This window comes from Myxococcus qinghaiensis (genome assembly GCF_024198215.1).
GTDB classification, from domain to species: domain Bacteria; phylum Myxococcota; class Myxococcia; order Myxococcales; family Myxococcaceae; genus Myxococcus; species Myxococcus qinghaiensis.
This window is the reverse complement of sequence record NZ_JAKCFA010000008.1, coordinates 16,683-32,879: the sequence shown is the minus strand read 5'-3', so window position 1 is coordinate 32,879 and position 16,197 is coordinate 16,683. Positions and strand designations below refer to the sequence as shown.

General features: G+C 67.9%; 11 protein-coding genes. All 11 read left to right on the top strand.

What is annotated here, in order from left to right; translation table 11 throughout:
* Window positions 1–15: 15 nt before the first annotated feature.
* Window positions 16–597, top strand: coding sequence for a type IV pilus inner membrane component PilO (locus tag LZ199_RS16155; protein ID WP_253994596.1), 582 nt, complete (start codon window positions 16–18; stop codon window positions 595–597).
* A 43-nt stretch (window positions 598–640) separates the two neighbouring features.
* Window positions 641–1,213 (top strand): pilus assembly protein PilP, encoded by a 573-nt coding sequence (locus LZ199_RS16150; protein ID WP_253994595.1) that lies wholly within the window; start codon window positions 641–643, stop codon window positions 1,211–1,213.
* Between the two features lie 57 nt (window positions 1,214–1,270).
* Window positions 1,271–4,000, top strand: a complete 2,730-nt coding sequence (gene pilQ, locus LZ199_RS16145; RefSeq protein ID WP_253994594.1) for a type IV pilus secretin PilQ — start codon at window positions 1,271–1,273, stop codon at window positions 3,998–4,000.
* 36 nt (window positions 4,001–4,036) lie between these two features.
* The gene (locus LZ199_RS16140) at window positions 4,037–4,672 is read left to right on the top strand and encodes a hypothetical protein (protein ID WP_253994593.1); all 636 of its coding nucleotides are present in this window, start codon (window positions 4,037–4,039) and stop codon (window positions 4,670–4,672) included.
* Between the two features lie 32 nt (window positions 4,673–4,704).
* The gene (locus LZ199_RS16135) at window positions 4,705–5,067 is read left to right on the top strand and encodes a roadblock/LC7 domain-containing protein (RefSeq protein WP_253994592.1); all 363 of its coding nucleotides are present in this window, start codon (window positions 4,705–4,707) and stop codon (window positions 5,065–5,067) included.
* Between the two features lie 135 nt (window positions 5,068–5,202).
* On the top strand, window positions 5,203–5,784 hold the full coding sequence (gene efp, locus LZ199_RS16130; RefSeq protein WP_253994591.1) for an elongation factor P: 582 nt from the start codon (window positions 5,203–5,205) through the stop codon (window positions 5,782–5,784).
* 28 nt (window positions 5,785–5,812) lie between these two features.
* Window positions 5,813–6,406, top strand: coding sequence for an acetyl-CoA carboxylase biotin carboxyl carrier protein (gene accB, locus LZ199_RS16125; RefSeq protein WP_253994590.1), 594 nt, complete (start codon window positions 5,813–5,815; stop codon window positions 6,404–6,406).
* 67 nt (window positions 6,407–6,473) lie between these two features.
* Window positions 6,474–7,859, top strand: coding sequence for an acetyl-CoA carboxylase biotin carboxylase subunit (gene accC, locus LZ199_RS16120; protein WP_253994589.1), 1,386 nt, complete (start codon window positions 6,474–6,476; stop codon window positions 7,857–7,859).
* 188 nt (window positions 7,860–8,047) lie between these two features.
* A complete protein-coding gene (gene sgmX / locus LZ199_RS16115; protein ID WP_253994588.1) occupies window positions 8,048–11,278 on the top strand; it encodes a type IV pili formation protein SgmX in 3,231 nt (1,076 codons plus the stop codon).
* Between the two features lie 24 nt (window positions 11,279–11,302).
* Window positions 11,303–12,250 carry an ExeA family protein gene (locus LZ199_RS16110; protein WP_253994587.1) on the top strand — a complete coding sequence of 316 codons (948 nt, stop codon included), beginning with the start codon at window positions 11,303–11,305 and terminating at the stop codon, window positions 12,248–12,250.
* 5 nt (window positions 12,251–12,255) lie between these two features.
* The gene (locus LZ199_RS16105; protein WP_253994586.1) at window positions 12,256–16,188 is read left to right on the top strand and encodes a translocation/assembly module TamB domain-containing protein; all 3,933 of its coding nucleotides are present in this window, start codon (window positions 12,256–12,258) and stop codon (window positions 16,186–16,188) included.
* Window positions 16,189–16,197 lie beyond the last annotated feature (9 nt).

Here is a 16,197-nt window from a genome sequence, read left to right as displayed (position 1 = left end):
GCGAGGCCACTGCCCATGGACAAGTACCTGGACCAATTCGTCAAGGCGTCCCCGGCCGTCAAGTTCGGCGGCTTGGCAGCCCTCATCATCCTGATGACCGTCGCCAACTTCTTCATGCTCATCCAGCCCACTGATGAGAACATCCAGCGGCAGCAGACCGAGCGGCGCACGCTGGACCTGGATTTGGCGGAGAAGAGTGAGATCGCCCAGAACCTCAACGAGCGCCGGCGCGAGATGGACGTGCTGGAGCAGAAGCTCGCCGAGGCCCTCACGGAGCTGCCGGAGAAGAAGGACGTCGAGGAGCTGCTCGCGCAGATCAACGACATCGGCAAGAAGAGCGGCCTGGAGATCTCCCTGGTGCAGCCCGACCGCGAGTACGTGGGCGGCGGCGAGTTCTTCGCCCGCATCCCCATCCGCATGACGGTGAGCGGCAACTACCATGAGATCGCCATGTTCCTGCAGGAGATGGCGAACATGCGCCGCATCGTGAACGTCAACAACATCAACCTGGGCCAGCCGACGCTGAAGAACGAGAAGGTCGTGCTGCAGAGCAGCTTCCTGGCGACGACTTTCCGGTTCGTCGAGACCAAGAACTAGAAACTTGATCCGTCCGGAAAGTAGGGCGACAAGGGGATTGAGGATGAAGATGTTCAAGGCCACCATGACGACCGCCGCGCTCGCGCTGACGCTCGCTGCCTGCGAGGAGGCACCTCCGCCCCCTCCGCCGGTGGCCGCGCCACCTCCCGCGGCTCAGGCAGCGGCACCCGCGGAGACGGCGCCCACGCCGGTCGACGCCGCCGCGCCGGCGCCATACGTCTACAGTTACAACCCGGTGGGGAAGCGGGATCCGTTCCGCAGTCCGCTGGAAGAGCTGGGCCCGGTGGCCCAGGTCAATCCCGTCACGACGTGCACGGAGCCTTTGTGCGCGTTCGACCTGGACCAGCTCAAGCTGGTCGCGGTCGTCACGGGAGACGCCAATCCACTGGCAATGGTCGAAGACCCGTTGGGTCGAGGCCACATCGTGCGCCGCAACACCCGGGTTGGACGCCAGGGTGGCAAGGTCACGCAAATCCTCCGCGATTCGCTGACGGTGACCGAGGTCTTCTCGGGCAACGGAGAGATCATCAAGAATCCGGTGACTCTGCAGCTCAAGGCCGATGACCGGCAGGACCCTAGTTACAATCTGATGACGGGCAAGAACTACGGGGAGTAGCGCACCCGTGGCGCGCCCGCGGGCGGCAGCCCGCTTCCAACTTTGGTGAGGGGACGCATGCTCGAGAGGAGCGTTGTGACGAGGGGCAAGTGGATGTTGGCGACCGCTTTCGCGGTCGTCCTTGCGGGCGCCAGCAGCAATGGCGCCGAACTGAATACGCTTCGGGACTTGGATGTGTCCCGTACCGGCTCGGGCGCCCAGGTGGTGGTGACCGGAACCCGGCCCCCCACCTTCACCGTGTTCCGGCTGAGTGGTCCGGAGCGGTTGGTGGTGGACCTCTCGTCGGCTGATGCGACGGGTATCAAGGGCCACCACGACGGCTCTGGCCCCGTGGCCGGAGTCGTGGCGTCGCAGTTCTCGGATGAGCGCGCGAGCGTCGGCCGGGTGCTGCTGGCGCTGGACAAGGCGTCGCAGTACGACGTCCGGGCGGACGGCAACCGCGTGGTGATTTCGGTGGATGGCGCGACGCCCGCCGCCGAGGCCAAGCGTCCGGAGCCCGTTGTCGCTCCTGTCGCCACGGCTCCCGCCGCCCCGACGCCCGCACCGGTCGCCGAGGTCAAGCCCGTCGCGCCCGCCGCCGTGATGGTGGCGGAAGCGCCGGCGAAGCCCGCCGCTGAAAAGCCCGCGCTGCCAGAGAACGTCGTCGCCGCCGAGGCGGATGAGCGAGAGGTGGCTCAGCCAGCTCAACGCATCACCCAATTGGCCTATTCCGACGACACGCTCCGCATCCGCGCGGACGGCGACATCGCCCGCTACGAGGTGCTGGAGCTGGCGGACCCGCCGCGGCTCGCGGTGGACCTGTATGGCGTGGGGCTCTCCGCCCGCGCGCCCCGCGTGAATGGCTCGACGTTGAGGGAGGTGCGCGTGGGCGCCCACTCGGACAAGGTCCGGCTGGTGCTCGACGTGCGCGGCAAGATGCCCGCCTACCGCGTGGACCGGGCCGACAAGGGCCTGGAAGTGGTGCTGGGTGGCGCGGTGGCCCGCAAGGCCGCGCCCTCGCCCGCGCCGCAAGAGGTCATCGCGTCGGTGGCCGAAGTGGAGCCGCTGCGCCCCGCGCCCGAGCCGGTGGAGGCGCCTGTCACGGCCTCGCTGGTGGAGGTCAAGGACCTGTCCTTCCAGGAGGGTGGGGCGGGAGGCCGAGTGGTGCTCAAGCTGTCCGGCACGGCCGCCTGGAAGGTGGACCGTCCCGACCCGCGCAGCGCGGTGCTGACGCTGGACAACGCCCGGCTGCCGAAGAAGCTGGAGCGCAGCCTGGACACCAGCGCGCTGGAGACGCCGGTGAAGATGATCAGCGCCTTCAGCGTCCCCGGTGAGGGCCGCAAGGTGCGCGTGGTCGTCGCCGCCGACGGAGCCATCGAGGAGAAGGTCAGCCAGAACGGCGGGACGCTCTCCTGGCGCCTGGACGTGAAGGGCGTGAAGACGGACGAAGTGTCCGTGGCGCAGCGCACCGCCGGCTTCACAGCCGAGGCGCCCGCCTACGCCGCCGAGGGCGCGCCGCAGCAGGCTCGTTACCGTGGCAAGCGCGTCTCCTTCGAATTCAAGGACATCGACATCCAGAACCTCCTGCGGGTCATCGCGGAGATCTCCAAGAAGAACGTGGTCGTCGCCGACGACGTAGCGGGCCGGGTCACCATCCGCCTGCGCAACGTCCCCTGGGACCAGGCGCTGGACCTCATCCTGCGCACCAAGCAGCTGGGCAAGGAGGAGTTCGGCAACATCATCCGCATCGCTCCGCTGAAGACGCTGGAGGAGGAGGCCCGGCTGCGCCAGGAGCGCAAGAAGTCGCTCCAGCAGCAGGAGGACCTGCTGGTCAACCTCATCCCGGTCAACTACGCGGTTGCGGGTGAGATGGCCGCGCGGGTGAAGGACGTGCTGAGCGAGCGCGGCAACGTCACGGTGGACACGCGCACCAACGTGCTCATCGTCAAGGACGTGCGCTCCAACACGGAGAAGGCCCGCGCGCTGGTGCGCAGCCTGGACACTCAGACCCCGCAGGTGCTCATCGAGAGCCGCATCGTGGAGGCGAGCACCGCCTTCAGCCGTCAGCTCGGCGTGCAGTGGGGCGGCCAGGCACGCGCCTCCCAGGCGACGGGCAACCCCACGGGCCTCATCTTCCCGAACAACGTCGGCGTCACGGGCGGCTCGACGGGAACGGCCGCGGGTCTCCCCGCCGCGCCGAACTTCGCGGTGAACCTGCCGGCGTCGGTGGGTGAGGGCGCCGGTGGCGCGCTCGGCTTCGTCTTCGGCTCCGCGGGTGGCGCGCTGCAGCTCAACCTGCGGCTGTCGGCGGCGGAGAACGAGGGCACGGTGAAGACCATCTCCGCGCCCCGCGTGACGACGCTGGACAACAACACCGCCCGCATCAGCCAGGGTGTGTCCATCCCGTTCAGCCAGACGTCGGCCGGTGGTGTGAATACGACCTTCGTGGAAGCCCGCCTGTCGCTGGAGGTGACGCCTCACATCACTCAGGACGGCAGCATCCTGATGTCCATCAACGCCTCCAACAACCAGCCGGACCAGTCGAACACGGGAGCGAACGGACAGCCGTCCATCCAGCGCAAGGAAGCCAACACCCAGGTGCTGGTGAAGGACGGGGACACCACGGTCATCGGCGGCATCTACGTCCGTCGTGGTGCCACGACGACCAATGCCGTGCCCTTCCTCTCGAAGATTCCGGTGCTGGGACTCCTGTTCAAGAACTACTCGGAGCGGGATGAGCGTCAGGAACTGCTCATCTTCATCACGCCCCGTATCCTCAACCGGCAGACCATCGCGCAGAGCCTGTAAGGCACCGCGCCTCTTCATGCAGGAGAGCGTTCGCTCATGAAGCCCATCTATCTCGCCGCGCTGCTGGCGTTCGGCACGGTGTCTTGTGTCGACAACCTCCCGAGTCTCCAGCTTCTCCAGGCTGCTCCCCCCGATGAGGACTGCTCTGTCCCCGATGACCGGGCCCTGCTCAGCGGCTCGCTGAACATGGCTCTGTCGGGAGACTACCTCCTCGGATTCGTCGTCACCTCGAACCTGAGTGAAACGCCCATAGTGGTAGGGGAAGGGCCAATCGCTGACGTTGACAGCACCGCCGTCTATCTGACCGAGCTGGAGCTCAGTTACCAGACGGAGCCGAACCTCAACATTCCCAGCGCCACGGTGCCCGTCTACTCGGCCTTCCGGGGTGACCGGGATGGCCTCTTGTTGGCCGGCCTGTTGACCCGTGACGCGCAAGACGCGTTGTTCACCGCGGTCTCTGGCGGGACCCTGGTTGATCTCCTCGTCACCATGCGGGTTCGCGGCCACACGGTCTCGGGCGGCGACGTCGAGACCAACGAGGTCTCCTATCCGCTGGTCGTGGGCTTCGCTCCCTTTAGCTGCCCCAAGGCTGGCGACGTTCCCGTGGCCAGAACATCGGCGTGTGACCCGCGTGGCCAGAACGGTGCCGTGCCGGCCTGCGAAACCCCTTGAACAGCGCTTCCTCCCAGGAGCCCTGAGAGCCCATGTCCTTTCGCACGCACCTCGAGTCAGTGGTCAACCAGGTGGATGGAGCCCTCGCCTGCAGCGTGATGGGCTTCGATGGCATCTCCGTGGACACCTTCCAGCGCGAGGATACGAGCGAGCTGGATTTGAATGGTGCCTGGGTGGAATACGCCAACCTCCTCACGCAGCTGCGCAACGCCGCGGAGACGCTCAAGACGGGCACGGTCAGTGAGGTCAGCGTCAACAGCGACAAGGTGTTGACGCTGATGCGGCTGGTGTCCCCGGAGTACTTCCTGGTGTTGGCGTTGCGCGCGGACGGCAACTACGGAAAGGGCCGTTATGTGCTGCGCGTGACGGCCCCCAAGGTGAGCGCCGAGCTGTAGGCTCGCCTGCTGTAAAGCAGTCGTCCAGACGACGCGCCGCTCCGCCGGTTTCCCCTTCCCATGGAAGGGGGCATGGGCTAGACACCCCCGACTTTTCAAGCTTCCGTAATTTCGAGTCTGAAGGAGTCGGTCCCCATGGCCGGTGTCATCGATACGTCCGAGTTTCACAACGGTATGAAGATCGAAATCGACGGCGAGCCGTTCGTCGTCGTCGAGTTCCAGCACGTGAAGCCCGGCAAGGGTTCCGCCTTCGTCCGCACCAAGATTCGCAGCCTCCTCTCGGGTCGCGTCCTCCAGCCCACGCTGAAGTCCGGCGAGAAGGTGGGCAAGCCGGACATCGAAGAGAAGGACATGCAGTACCTGTACGTGCAGGGCGACGACTACTACTTCATGGACAAGCGCGACTTCGAGCAGACCTTCATCAGCGAGAAGGCACTCGGCGACGCGAAGAACTTCCTGAAGGAGAACATCGACGCCACCATCCTGTTCTGGAACGGGAAGGCGATTGCCGTCACGCTGCCGAACTCGGTGGACCTCAAGGTCGTCAAGTGCGACCCGGGCGTTCGCGGCGACACCGTGTCCGGTGCGCTGAAGCCCGCCACGCTGGAGACCGGCTTCGAGGTCTACGTGCCCCTGTTCATCAACGAGGGCGACGTCCTGAAGATCGACACGCGCGACGGGGGCAAGTACCTGACCCGCGTGGCCACCGCGGGCTAGCGCAGACTCCGCTCGGAGGGACGCGAGAATGGCAACCAAGCGCAAGTCGACCCGGGCGTCCGCGCCCACCCGTGCGCCCGCTCCGGCGAGCGCGCGAGACGCGGGCAACACGTCCCTGGACGTGGAGGCCCTGCGGGAAATCGTCAACATCCTGGAGGCCTCGGACGTGACGAGGCTGGTGTGGAAGCGCGGGGAAGAGAAGCTCTTCATCCGTCGTGGCCACGCCCCGGAGACGACCATCGTCCACCACTCGGCCCCGCAGGCCGTCCAGGTGGGCCCGGCCGTGGAGTACTCGGCCCCGTCGGCGCCTCGCGCCGCCCCGGTCTCCTCCGCTCCTGCTCCCGTGGCCGCCGCCGTCGCGGAGAAGGCACCGGAGAAGCCTGGCCACGTGGTGACCAGCCCCTTCGTCGGGACGTTCTACCGGACGCCGGCGCCGGATCAGCCCGCCTTCGTGGACGCGGGCTCGGTGGTGAAGAAGGGCCAGGTGCTCTGCATCATCGAAGCGATGAAGTTGATGAACGAAATCGAGTCCGAGGTGTCCGGCCGCGTGGCGGAGATCCTCGTGGAGAACGGTCGCCCGGTGGAGTTCGGCCAGGCGCTGTTCCGCATCGAGCCGGCCTGACGCGGCGCGCGCGCCTCCGCGTTCAGCGGGGCGCGCGCCCGAGCCGGCCGTTTCAGGAGACACCCCCGTGTTCAAGAAGGTGCTGATTGCCAACCGCGGGGAGATTGCCCTGCGGGTCATCCGCGCCTGTCGGGAGCTGGGCATCGCGACGGTGGCGGTGCACTCCACGGCGGACGCCAACGCCCTGCATGTCCGCTTCGCCGACGAGGCGGTCTGCATTGGCCCTCCGGCGTCCAAGGAGAGCTACCTCAACGTCCCCCAGCTGCTCTCCGCGGCGGAAATCACCCGCGCGGACGCCATCCACCCCGGCTACGGCTTCCTCTCGGAGAACGCCGAGTTCGCCGAGGTGTGTGAGAACTGCAAGATCCGCTTCATCGGTCCCCGTCCGGAGATGCTGCGGATGATGGGCAACAAGGTCCGCGCGCGGCAGGCGGCGCGCGAGGCAGGCATGCCGCTGTTGCCCGGCAGCCCCGGCACGGTGAAGGACCCCCGCGAAGCGGAGGCGTTCGCCCGGGAGATTGGCTTCCCCGTCATCCTCAAGGCCGCCGCCGGTGGTGGTGGCAAGGGGATGAAGATCGTCCGCGAGCCGAGCGCGCTGGCCCAGGCGTTCTCCACCGCGCAGGCGGAGGCGGTGGCCTCCTTCTCCAACGGCGACCTCTACATCGAGCGGTACGTAGAGAAGCCGCGCCACATCGAAATCCAGATCGTCGCCGACGAGCACGGCAACGTCATCCACCTCAACGAGCGCGAGTGTTCGGTGCAGCGCCGGCACCAGAAGCTCATCGAGGAGAGCCCGTCGCCCGCGCTCACGCCGGAGCTGCGGCAGCGGATGGGTGAGGTGTCCGTCCAGGCGATGCGCAAGCTGCGCTACAACAACGTCGGCACCATCGAGTACCTGCTGGACGAGCGCGGCGAGTTCTACTTCATGGAGATGAACACGCGCATCCAGGTGGAGCACCCGGTGACGGAGCTCGTCACGGGCATCGACCTGGTCCGCGAGCAGATCCGCATGGCCTACGGCCACCCGCTGCGCTTCAAGCAGGAAGACATCCAGATGCGCGGGCACGCCATCGAGTGTCGTGTCAATGCCGAGGACCCGATTACCTTCGCTCCCTGGCCCGGGAAGATTACCGGCTACAGCGTGCCGGGTGGCTACGGGGTGCGCGTGGACTCAGGCGCCTACGAGAACTACACGGTGCTGCCGTACTACGACAGCCTCCTGGCCAAGCTCATCGTCCACGCCGAGGACCGCGAGACGGCCATCCGCCGCATGCAGCGCGCGCTGGGCGAGTACGTCGTGGAAGGCATCCGCACGAACATCCCCTTCCACCGCGCGGCGCTGGCGGACGAGTCGTTCCAGGAAGGCAACTACGACACGCGCTTCGTGGAGCGGCTCCTGGCCAGCGAGACGGGTTCTCGCCGGTTGAAAAAAGCTGTTGAAGAGACGCCGTAGCACACGTCCGCCTACGTGGCGTTCCCGCCCGTGGGGCGGGCATGCGAGCAGGTGAGCTGGCCCTGGGGGGAGCCGGGCTGTTTCTTGACCCGCGTTGGAGGATTCCGTTAGCCTCCGACTCTCCCCCTTTTGAAGATAGAAACCCGCGAAGTTCCAAGGGGTTTCGGCTTTCCGGAAGCCCACGCTCGATGGACAAGAACAAGATCATCGAAGCCGCCGCGAAGCTGGTCGCGAAGGGCGCGTACGACAAAGCCATCAAGGAGTACCAGAAGGTCCTGGAGGTTGATCCGAAAGACATCCGGGTCCTCCAGAAGATGGGCGAGCTGTACGTCAAGAAGAACGACAACGCCCAGGCGGCGCACTTCTTCACGAAGGTCGCGGAGAGCTACTCCTCCGACGGGTTCTTCCTCAAGGCTGTCGCCCTCTACAAGCAAGTCCTCAAGCTCAACCCGAACCTGCTGGAGGTGAACCTCAAGCTGGCGGAGCTTCACCAGCAGCTCGGGCTGATGTCGGAGGCGATGGCGTACTTCCAGATCGTCGCCAACCACTACGACAAGGCGGGCGACACCAAGTCGTCGCTCGATACCTTGAAGAAGATGGTGGATCTCGACCCCGAGAACGTGGCGTCGAAGATCAAACTCGCGGAGCTCTACGCTCGCGAGAACATGACGCGCGAAGCCATCCAGGAGTTCAAGCGCGCCGCCGAATACCTCAAGCGCAACAGCCGCGGCGACGACTGGGCCCGCGTGGCCGAGCGACTGTCCACGCTCGAGCCGGACAACCTGCCGCTCGCCAAGGAGCTGGCGACTTCGTATCTGCAACGCGGTGACCAGAAGCGCGCGCTCGCGAAGCTGCAGGTGTGCTTCAAGGCGGATGGCCGCGACGTGGAGACGCTGTCGCTCTTGGCGCAGGCCTTCCAGGGCCTGGGGCAGACCTCCAAGACGGTGTCCGTCTACAAGGAACTGGCGAAGATCCACCAGGAGCGCGGCCGGCAGACCGAGGCCGAGGCCGTCTGGACGCAGATTGAAGTGTTGGATCCGCAGGACCCGGATCTGCTCGCGCGCCGTGCCCCCGCGCCGGCCCCCGCCGCGCCGCAGCCGGCACAGGCTCCGCAGCCCATGTCTTCCGCGGCGCCGCAGCCCGCCGCTCGCGCCGCGCCGCAGCCCGCGCCCCAGGCCGCTCCGGCTCCCGTGGCGGCGCCGCCCGCGCAGCAGCCGGGAGGCCTTGCCCGCGAGCAGCTTTCCAAGCTGCTCACGGAGACCGACGTCTACGTGAAGTACGGGCTCCACGACAAAGCGCTGGAGCATCTGCGCAAGGTCTTCTCCGTGGACCCGGAGAACCTGGATGCGCACGAGAAGGCGTATCAAATCTACGTCGCGTCCGGGAACTCGGCGCAGGCGTCCGAGCAGCTCCTGAACGTGCTGCGGCTGTGCACTCGCGCGGCGGACTCGACGCGCGCGCAGCCGTACCTGGCGACCATCCTCCAGCAGAACCCCTCCCACCCGGAGGTGCCGGCGTTCCTGTCGGTGCTGCGCGTGGAGGGCCCGGTGGCGGCGGTGCCGTCGGCCACGGTGGTGGAGTCGGTGGGCGAGGACGCCATCCTCGTGGACTCCAGCGACGACGAGGTGCTCGTCGCGCCGCCTCCCGAGGACGCGCTGCTGCACCCGCCTGGCGACGAGCTGGCGCTGGCCACGCTGCCCTCGAGCGACTCCGACGAGGTCATCGACGATGAGGGTGACGCCACCGTCGTCAGCGAGGAAGCGCTCGTCGGCGAGGCCATCACCTCGGGTGAGCACGACGTCTTCGACACGCCCGCGCCGGAAGACCTGGCCTCGGACTCCGCGGACGAGACGCTTGTCTCCGGAGACGACGACGGGCTGATGCTGACGGACGAGCCCGGCCTCGCCTCCTCGGAGGACGAGCCCCTCGTCGAGTCGGCGGACCTGGATGCGTCGTACGCCAGCGACGAGGGCATGTCGCTGGGGGACTCGGACGACGAGGCCACGTCGTCGTCGATGGCGGCGCTGTCGCTCGGAGACGAGGACGAGCCGCCTCCGACGATGGTGCGCGCTCCCACGCGGGCCCTGCTCCAGGAGGCCGCGCCGAACACGCGCAAGCAGCCGGTGTACGTGGAAGAGGCCCCGCTGGACGTGGATGAGATGCCCACGCGCGTGGGCATCGCTCCGCTGGATGCCTCCATGCTCGACGAGCTGGAGGAGGCACCGGGCTCGGACATGCCCTCGCTGGGGGATCCGTTCGAGGAGGAGGAGCCCACCGCCTCGCATGCCATCGTGTCGCTGGACGACATGCCGGCGGAGGACCCGGAGACCGACTTCAGCTCGGAGCCGCAGGTCGAGTCCGACTTCGAGTCGGTGGAGGAGCCGCAAGCCGAGGCCGACTTCGATTCGGAGCCTCAGGTCGAGTCCGACTTCGAGTCGGTGGAGGAGCCCGAGGAGGCCTCCGCCGAGCTGGTCGCCGACGGCGCCACCGAGGGTGACGAGGAAGAGCCCGCGGGCGAGGAGTGCGACGAGGCCGCCTTCTTCCTGGACCAGGGCCTGCTGGAAGAGGCCCGCGAAATCCTGGAGACGGTGACCATCGCCTTCCCGGGCCACGCGCGCGCCACCGAGCTGATGGAGCGGTTGGAGGCGATGGAGGCCAGCGGTGGGGCGGCGCCCGAAGAGGAGCCGCTGGAGCCCATCTCCGTGCCTTCCGTGCAGCCGGTGACGGATGCCGGCGCGGAGCGCGACGCGTTCGACCTGGCGGCGGAGCTGGCCGGCGAAATCGACAACCTGGGCGACGACACGGTCGCCCCGGCACCCGCGGAAGAGGACTTCCAGTACTCGGTGGAGGAGGTGTTCTCCGAGTTCAAGAAGGGCCTGGCCAAGGTGGTGAAGCCCGAGGACGTGGACACCCACTACGACCTGGGCATCGCCTACAAGGAGATGGGCCTGCTGGACGACGCGCTCCACGAGTTCGAGGTGGCCCGGCAGGGCTCCGCGGGCACCAAGCGCGAGGTGGACTGCCTCACGATGATGGGCATGCTGCACCTGCTGCGCGGCGACGGAGGCTCCGCGGTGGAGACCTTCCGTGAAGGGCTCGCGAGCCCGCATGCGACGGGTGAGGCGGCCAAGGCGCTCGGCTTCGAGCTGGCGCTGGCCTACGAGGCCAATGGCGAGCCTGGCAAGGCGCTGCATCACTACCAGCGAGTGGTGGCGATGGATGCGAAGTACCGCGACGTGGGCACGCAGGTGTCCCGCCTCGCGGCGAGTACGGAGCCGGAAGACGACCCCCTGCCGACCCCGGCACCCACCGCGGTGAATGGCGCCAAATCTCACGGCGCCGCACCCGCCGCGGCGGTGGCGAATCCCCCTGTGCCAGCGGCCGGCGCCCCCAAGGCGCGCAAGGTCGGTTACGTGTAGTTGCCCCCGAGGTCCGGCGAGCCCATGACGACCTACCTCGATTTCTTCGACCTCACGCAGGAGCCCTTCTCCAACGCTCCGGTGAGCCGCTTCTATTACAACTCCGCGCAGCACTCGCAGGCGCTCACCCGACTGATGCACGCGGTGAGCTACATGAAGGGCCTGTCCATCCTCGTCGGCGACATCGGCGCGGGGAAGACGACGCTGGCCCGCCGCATGCTCGACTCGCTGCCCGAGTCCGAGTACGAGGCCGCGCTGCTGGTCATCATCCACTCGGGCATCACCGCCAACTGGCTCTTGCGGCGCATCGCCCTGCAGCTGGGCGTGGAGAACCCCGCGCAGGAGAAGCTCGCGCTCCTGTCGCAGCTCTACCAGCGGCTCCTGCAGATCTACGAGTCCGGCAAGAAGGCCGTCGTCCTCATCGACGAGGCGCAGATGCTGGAGACGCGGGAGCTGATGGAGGAGTTCCGCGGCCTGCTCAACCTGGAAGTGCCGGAGCGCAAGCTCATCTCCTTCGTGTTCTTCGGCCTGCCCGAGATTGAGAAGAACCTGAAGCTGGACCCGCCGCTCGCCCAGCGCGTGGCCATGCGCTACAAGCTGGAGCCCTTCACCGCCGAGTCCACCGAGGCCTACATCAAGCACCGCCTCCGGCTCGCGGGCTGCCCCCGCATGCCGTTCTCTCCGGAGGCGCTGCTGGCGGTGCACGAGCACTCGTCCGGTTCGCCGCGGGTCATCAACACGCTGTGCGACAACGCGCTCTTCGAGGCCTTCCTCGCGCGCGCCGAGACAGTCTCGGCGGAGCTGGTGCATCGCATCGGAAAGAACCTGGGACTCCAGGGCATCAACGCGACTGCTCCCGGAGCAGGCGAGCGAGCGAGCACCGCCCCGGCGACGAACCTGCCCCGAGCGTCGAACAACAAGCTCGACCTGGCGGAGATAGACCGCTACCTCGAAGGGCTGGGTAAGCTCTAGGGGCTTTGGCGACACAGAGCCGCAACGGTGCGCTTCGAGCGCTGCTGCTCGTGCTCCTCGTTCTATCGGGGAGTGTGCTCGCGTTGCGCATGCCCGAGACGTGGGAAGTGGCCTGCACCGTCGCGCGGCGGCACCTCCCTGACGTGCTCGGGCTGGACGTGGGCATTGGCCGATGCGAGTTGGATCCGCTGGGCTCGCGCGTGGTGGTGCACGGCCTCTCGCTCTTCCTGCCGGGTGAAGACACGCCGCTGGTGGCGGCGGACACCGCGGAGGTGCAGTTCGGCTTCCTGCGCCCCTTCTCCGGCCGGCTGACGCTCGCGCTGGTGCGCGCCGACCGGCCCCGCGTGGCGTTGGACTTGTCCCAGCCCTCGACGGAGCCGGCGAAGAAGTCGGAGGGCTGCTTCCTGGACCCGCTGGAGCGGGTGAGGATTGCTCACCTGGACATCACCGGCGCGGAGCTGCGCCTGGCACTTCCCGAGGGCCGGCGCGTCGAAGTCGCTGACCTGGACGTGCGCTGGACGGAGCGCTGGGGCGTCATCGAGCTGGACGCGGAGGCCCGTCGCGGCCTCGTGCGTTTGGGCCCGGATGGCAAGGAGCTGGCGCTGCAGCGGCTGGCCTTCGCCGGCGCCGTGGACCCCGACGAGGCGCTGCTGGAGCTGGAGCGCGCGGAAGTGTCCCTGGATGACATCAGCACCACGGTGTCGGGACGGGTGGACTCGCTGTGCCAGCCGCACCTGGCGCTGGATGCGCAAGTGTTCCTCCCGCTGCGCACGCTGTCGCAGGCGAAGCTGTTGCCGAAGCCCGCGACGGGGCACCTGTGGAGCCGCGTGTCCATCGCCGGCAAGGCGGAGTCTCCCGCGGTGTCGCTGGAGTTGTCGGGCAACGGGCTGGGCTACGACAGGTACGGCCCGGCCAACATCTCCGCGCGCCTGTCCTACTCGGGAGACGAGCTCCGGGTGGAAGAGGTGGTGGTGCCGGTGGGAGCGGGCAGGGTGCGCGCCACGGGCAAGCTGGGGCTGACGCCGCTGTTCCCCCTGGAACTCAGCCTCAAGACGGAGGACGCGTCGCTGGCGCGCATCCTGGACAAGGCGGGCATCAAGGGCGCGTGGGTGGACTTCCCGGCCACGCTCGACGCGCAGCTCACGGGCAACCTGCTGCCGCGCTTCTCGCTGTCAGGGCCGCTGGATTTGCGCACCGGCCGCTTCACGCTGGCCACGCGGGCGTATGACGCACCGTCGTCCGACGGCATCACCATCCTGGAGTTCGACAAGGGGCGCGCGCAGGCGCAGGTGAAGATTCAGGCGGACCGCGTGTCGTTCAACCATGTCTCAGCGGAGGTGGGCCGCTCGCGCGTCCAGGGCGACGTGGGGCTGCTCATCGGCAACGGGCTGGGGCTGGACATCCACGGCAAGGGCGAGCTGGAGCTCGCGGACTTCGGCCACATCGCGGGGCTGAAGTGGGCGGGGCGGGGCAACGCCACGTACTCGATTACGGGGCCCGTGTCGGAGGTGAAGGTGGAGTCGGGACTGTCGTTCCGCGACTTCGTCTTCTGGAGCTTCTCGATGGGGGTGCTGCAGGGGAAGCTGAACTACTCCGATGGGGTGCTCGCCTTCCCCTCGTTCACCGGACAGAAGGGGCGCACGCAGTACTACGGCAAGGCCGCCGTGGGCTTCGGCCGGCTGCTCAACCTGATGCTCGAGGTGAATGTCCCCCAGGGACGCACCGAGGACCTGGTCGACGTGGTGGCGGGCCTGACGCCGTCGCTGGCGGTAATGCAGGGCACGCTGGGCGGCACGGCTTCAGGTCGCGTGGAGATAGACAGTCCCATCGAGCGACTGGAGGGACTGGTGGCCTTCGACGTGAAGGACACCACGTACTACGGCCGTCGCCTGGGGAATGGCTCGGCGCGGCTGCGCTTCGTGGATGGCAAGGCGATGGTGCTGGAGCGCACGGAGCTGCGTGGTCCGCTGGGACGCACGTGGGCGGAGGGCACGCTGCTGTTCGCGGGCGGGCTGGACTACCGCTTCGGCGGAGATGGCCTGTCGCTGGCGGAGACGGTGGAGCCGGAGCTGGCGCGGCGCATGGGCATCCAGGGGACGATGGTGATGGATGGCGTCGTGTCCGGCACGTCCGACCTGCCCGTCGTCGACGTCACGCTGCGCGCCCCGCGCGTGACGTTCGCCGACCGCAACCTGGGTGCCATGGACCTCACCGGACGACTGGTGGGCAAGGACCTGGAGGTCTGGGGACGGCCCTTCCAGGACGCCGACGGGCGCGTGAAGCTCAAGGTGCAGGACGCGTGGCCCTATGACGCGTCGCTAACGCTGGCGCTGCCCGAGATTCGTCCGCTGCTTCCCTCGGAGCCGCTGTGGGCCGGCGTGTCCGGCGCGGTGTCCGGCTCGCTCACGGCCAAGGGGCCGCTGATGGAGCCCGAGGCGGCGCACTTGAGCGCGACGGTGGACAAGCTGGTGCTGTCTCGCGGCGACGTACGCGGCGAGAACGCGGCACCCGTCTCGCTCTCCTATGGAAAGGGCCGAGTGGAGGTGCAGCCGTTCCGCTTCCTCGGGCCCTACATCGATTTGAACCTGGGCGGGTGGATGACCACGCGCGGCGGCATCGCCTTCACCCTGCGCGGCGGTGGAGACCTGCGCCTGCTGGAGTCGCTCATGCCCGCCATGGTGGAGCGCTCCACGGGCCGCGTCACGGTGGACGCGGAGGCGACGGGCACGCTGGATGCGCCGTCCGTGGTGGGCAGCGCGGAGCTGTTGGACATGCGCCTCGCCATGCGGGATTTGCCCGTCAACATCCGAGGCATGTCCGGGCGCGTGGAGCTGACGGGGCAGAGGGTGCTGCTCGAGCACCTCCAGGGGCTGCTCAACGAGGGGCGCATCTCGGCGCGCGGAGACGTGCGGCTCGCGCGCTTCCTGCCGCAGCGGCTGGGCCTCACGGTGCAACTCGACGAGGTGCCCTACCGGCTGACGGAGGACCTGCCGGCGACGTTCTCCGGATTGCTCCAGGTGGTGGGACCGCCCCGGGGGTTCACCGTCACGGGCGGCATGGACATCGTCAAGATGCGCTACCAGAAGGCGCTGGACGTGGAGTCCCTGCTCAAGTCCATGCAGAAGCGCGCCAACGCGGCGTCCTCGTCGGCGAACGCCGTCACGGGCGAGCAGCAGAAGCCCTGGGTCATCTGGGATGTGAACGTCCACTTCGGGGACGTGCGCGTGGACAACAACCTGGCCAAGGCGCGGATGCTGGGCGACGTGCGGCTGACGGGGACGGACCTGCGGCCGGGCCTGCTGGGCCGGGTGGAGCTGGCGGAGGGCAGCCAGGCGTTCTTCCGCAACAACCCCTTCACCATCAGTCAGGGTCAGCTCGAGTTCCAGGACGCCACCAGCCTGGAGCCCGTCTTCGAGGTCCAGGCGCAGACGCAGGTGCGCGAGTACGTGGTGAAGCTCCACGCCTTCGGCAAGCCCACGGACCCCCAGGTCCTCCTGTCCTCGGAGCCGGCGCTGGTGGAAGGCGACATCGTCTCCCTGCTGACGCTGGGCTTCACCTCGTCGGACCAGGAGACGGCGGCGAGCGCGGGCGCCGGGCTGGCGGCCGAGGCCCTCTTCAACGTGTCTGGCCTGGACCGGCAGGTCCAGCGCTTCCTCCCCAGCAATCCGGTGCTGCGGGATTTGTCCCTCCAGATTTCCACGACCTACAACGACGCCACACGTCAAGCGGAGCCCACCGCGCAACTGGAGTCGAAGTTCCTCAGCGAGCAGCTTAAAATCGGTATGACTCAACCCGTGAGTGGGCGAGGAACGCGGGCGCGTGCCGAGTACCGCTTCGACGACAGACTTTCCGCGCAGGCCCAGTGGGACAACGAGAACAGCGAAGCCTCGTTTGGCAACCTCGGGCTCGAGCTGAAGCTGAGCTGGGAGGTCGAGTAGCCCGCGCCG

Coding starts and splice junctions, on each gene's coding strand:
- LZ199_RS16150 (WP_253994595.1), top strand. CDS start 641: ATGAAGATGTTCAAGGCCACCATGACGACCGCCGCGCTCGCGCTGACG.
- LZ199_RS16135 (WP_253994592.1), top strand. CDS start 4,705: ATGTCCTTTCGCACGCACCTCGAGTCAGTGGTCAACCAGGTGGATGGA.
- pilQ (WP_253994594.1), top strand. CDS start 1,271: ATGCTCGAGAGGAGCGTTGTGACGAGGGGCAAGTGGATGTTGGCGACC.
- LZ199_RS16155 (WP_253994596.1), top strand. CDS start 16: ATGGACAAGTACCTGGACCAATTCGTCAAGGCGTCCCCGGCCGTCAAG.
- sgmX (WP_253994588.1), top strand. CDS start 8,048: ATGGACAAGAACAAGATCATCGAAGCCGCCGCGAAGCTGGTCGCGAAG.
- LZ199_RS16140 (WP_253994593.1), top strand. CDS start 4,037: ATGAAGCCCATCTATCTCGCCGCGCTGCTGGCGTTCGGCACGGTGTCT.
- accB (WP_253994590.1), top strand. CDS start 5,813: ATGGCAACCAAGCGCAAGTCGACCCGGGCGTCCGCGCCCACCCGTGCG.
- efp (WP_253994591.1), top strand. CDS start 5,203: ATGGCCGGTGTCATCGATACGTCCGAGTTTCACAACGGTATGAAGATC.
- LZ199_RS16110 (WP_253994587.1), top strand. CDS start 11,303: ATGACGACCTACCTCGATTTCTTCGACCTCACGCAGGAGCCCTTCTCC.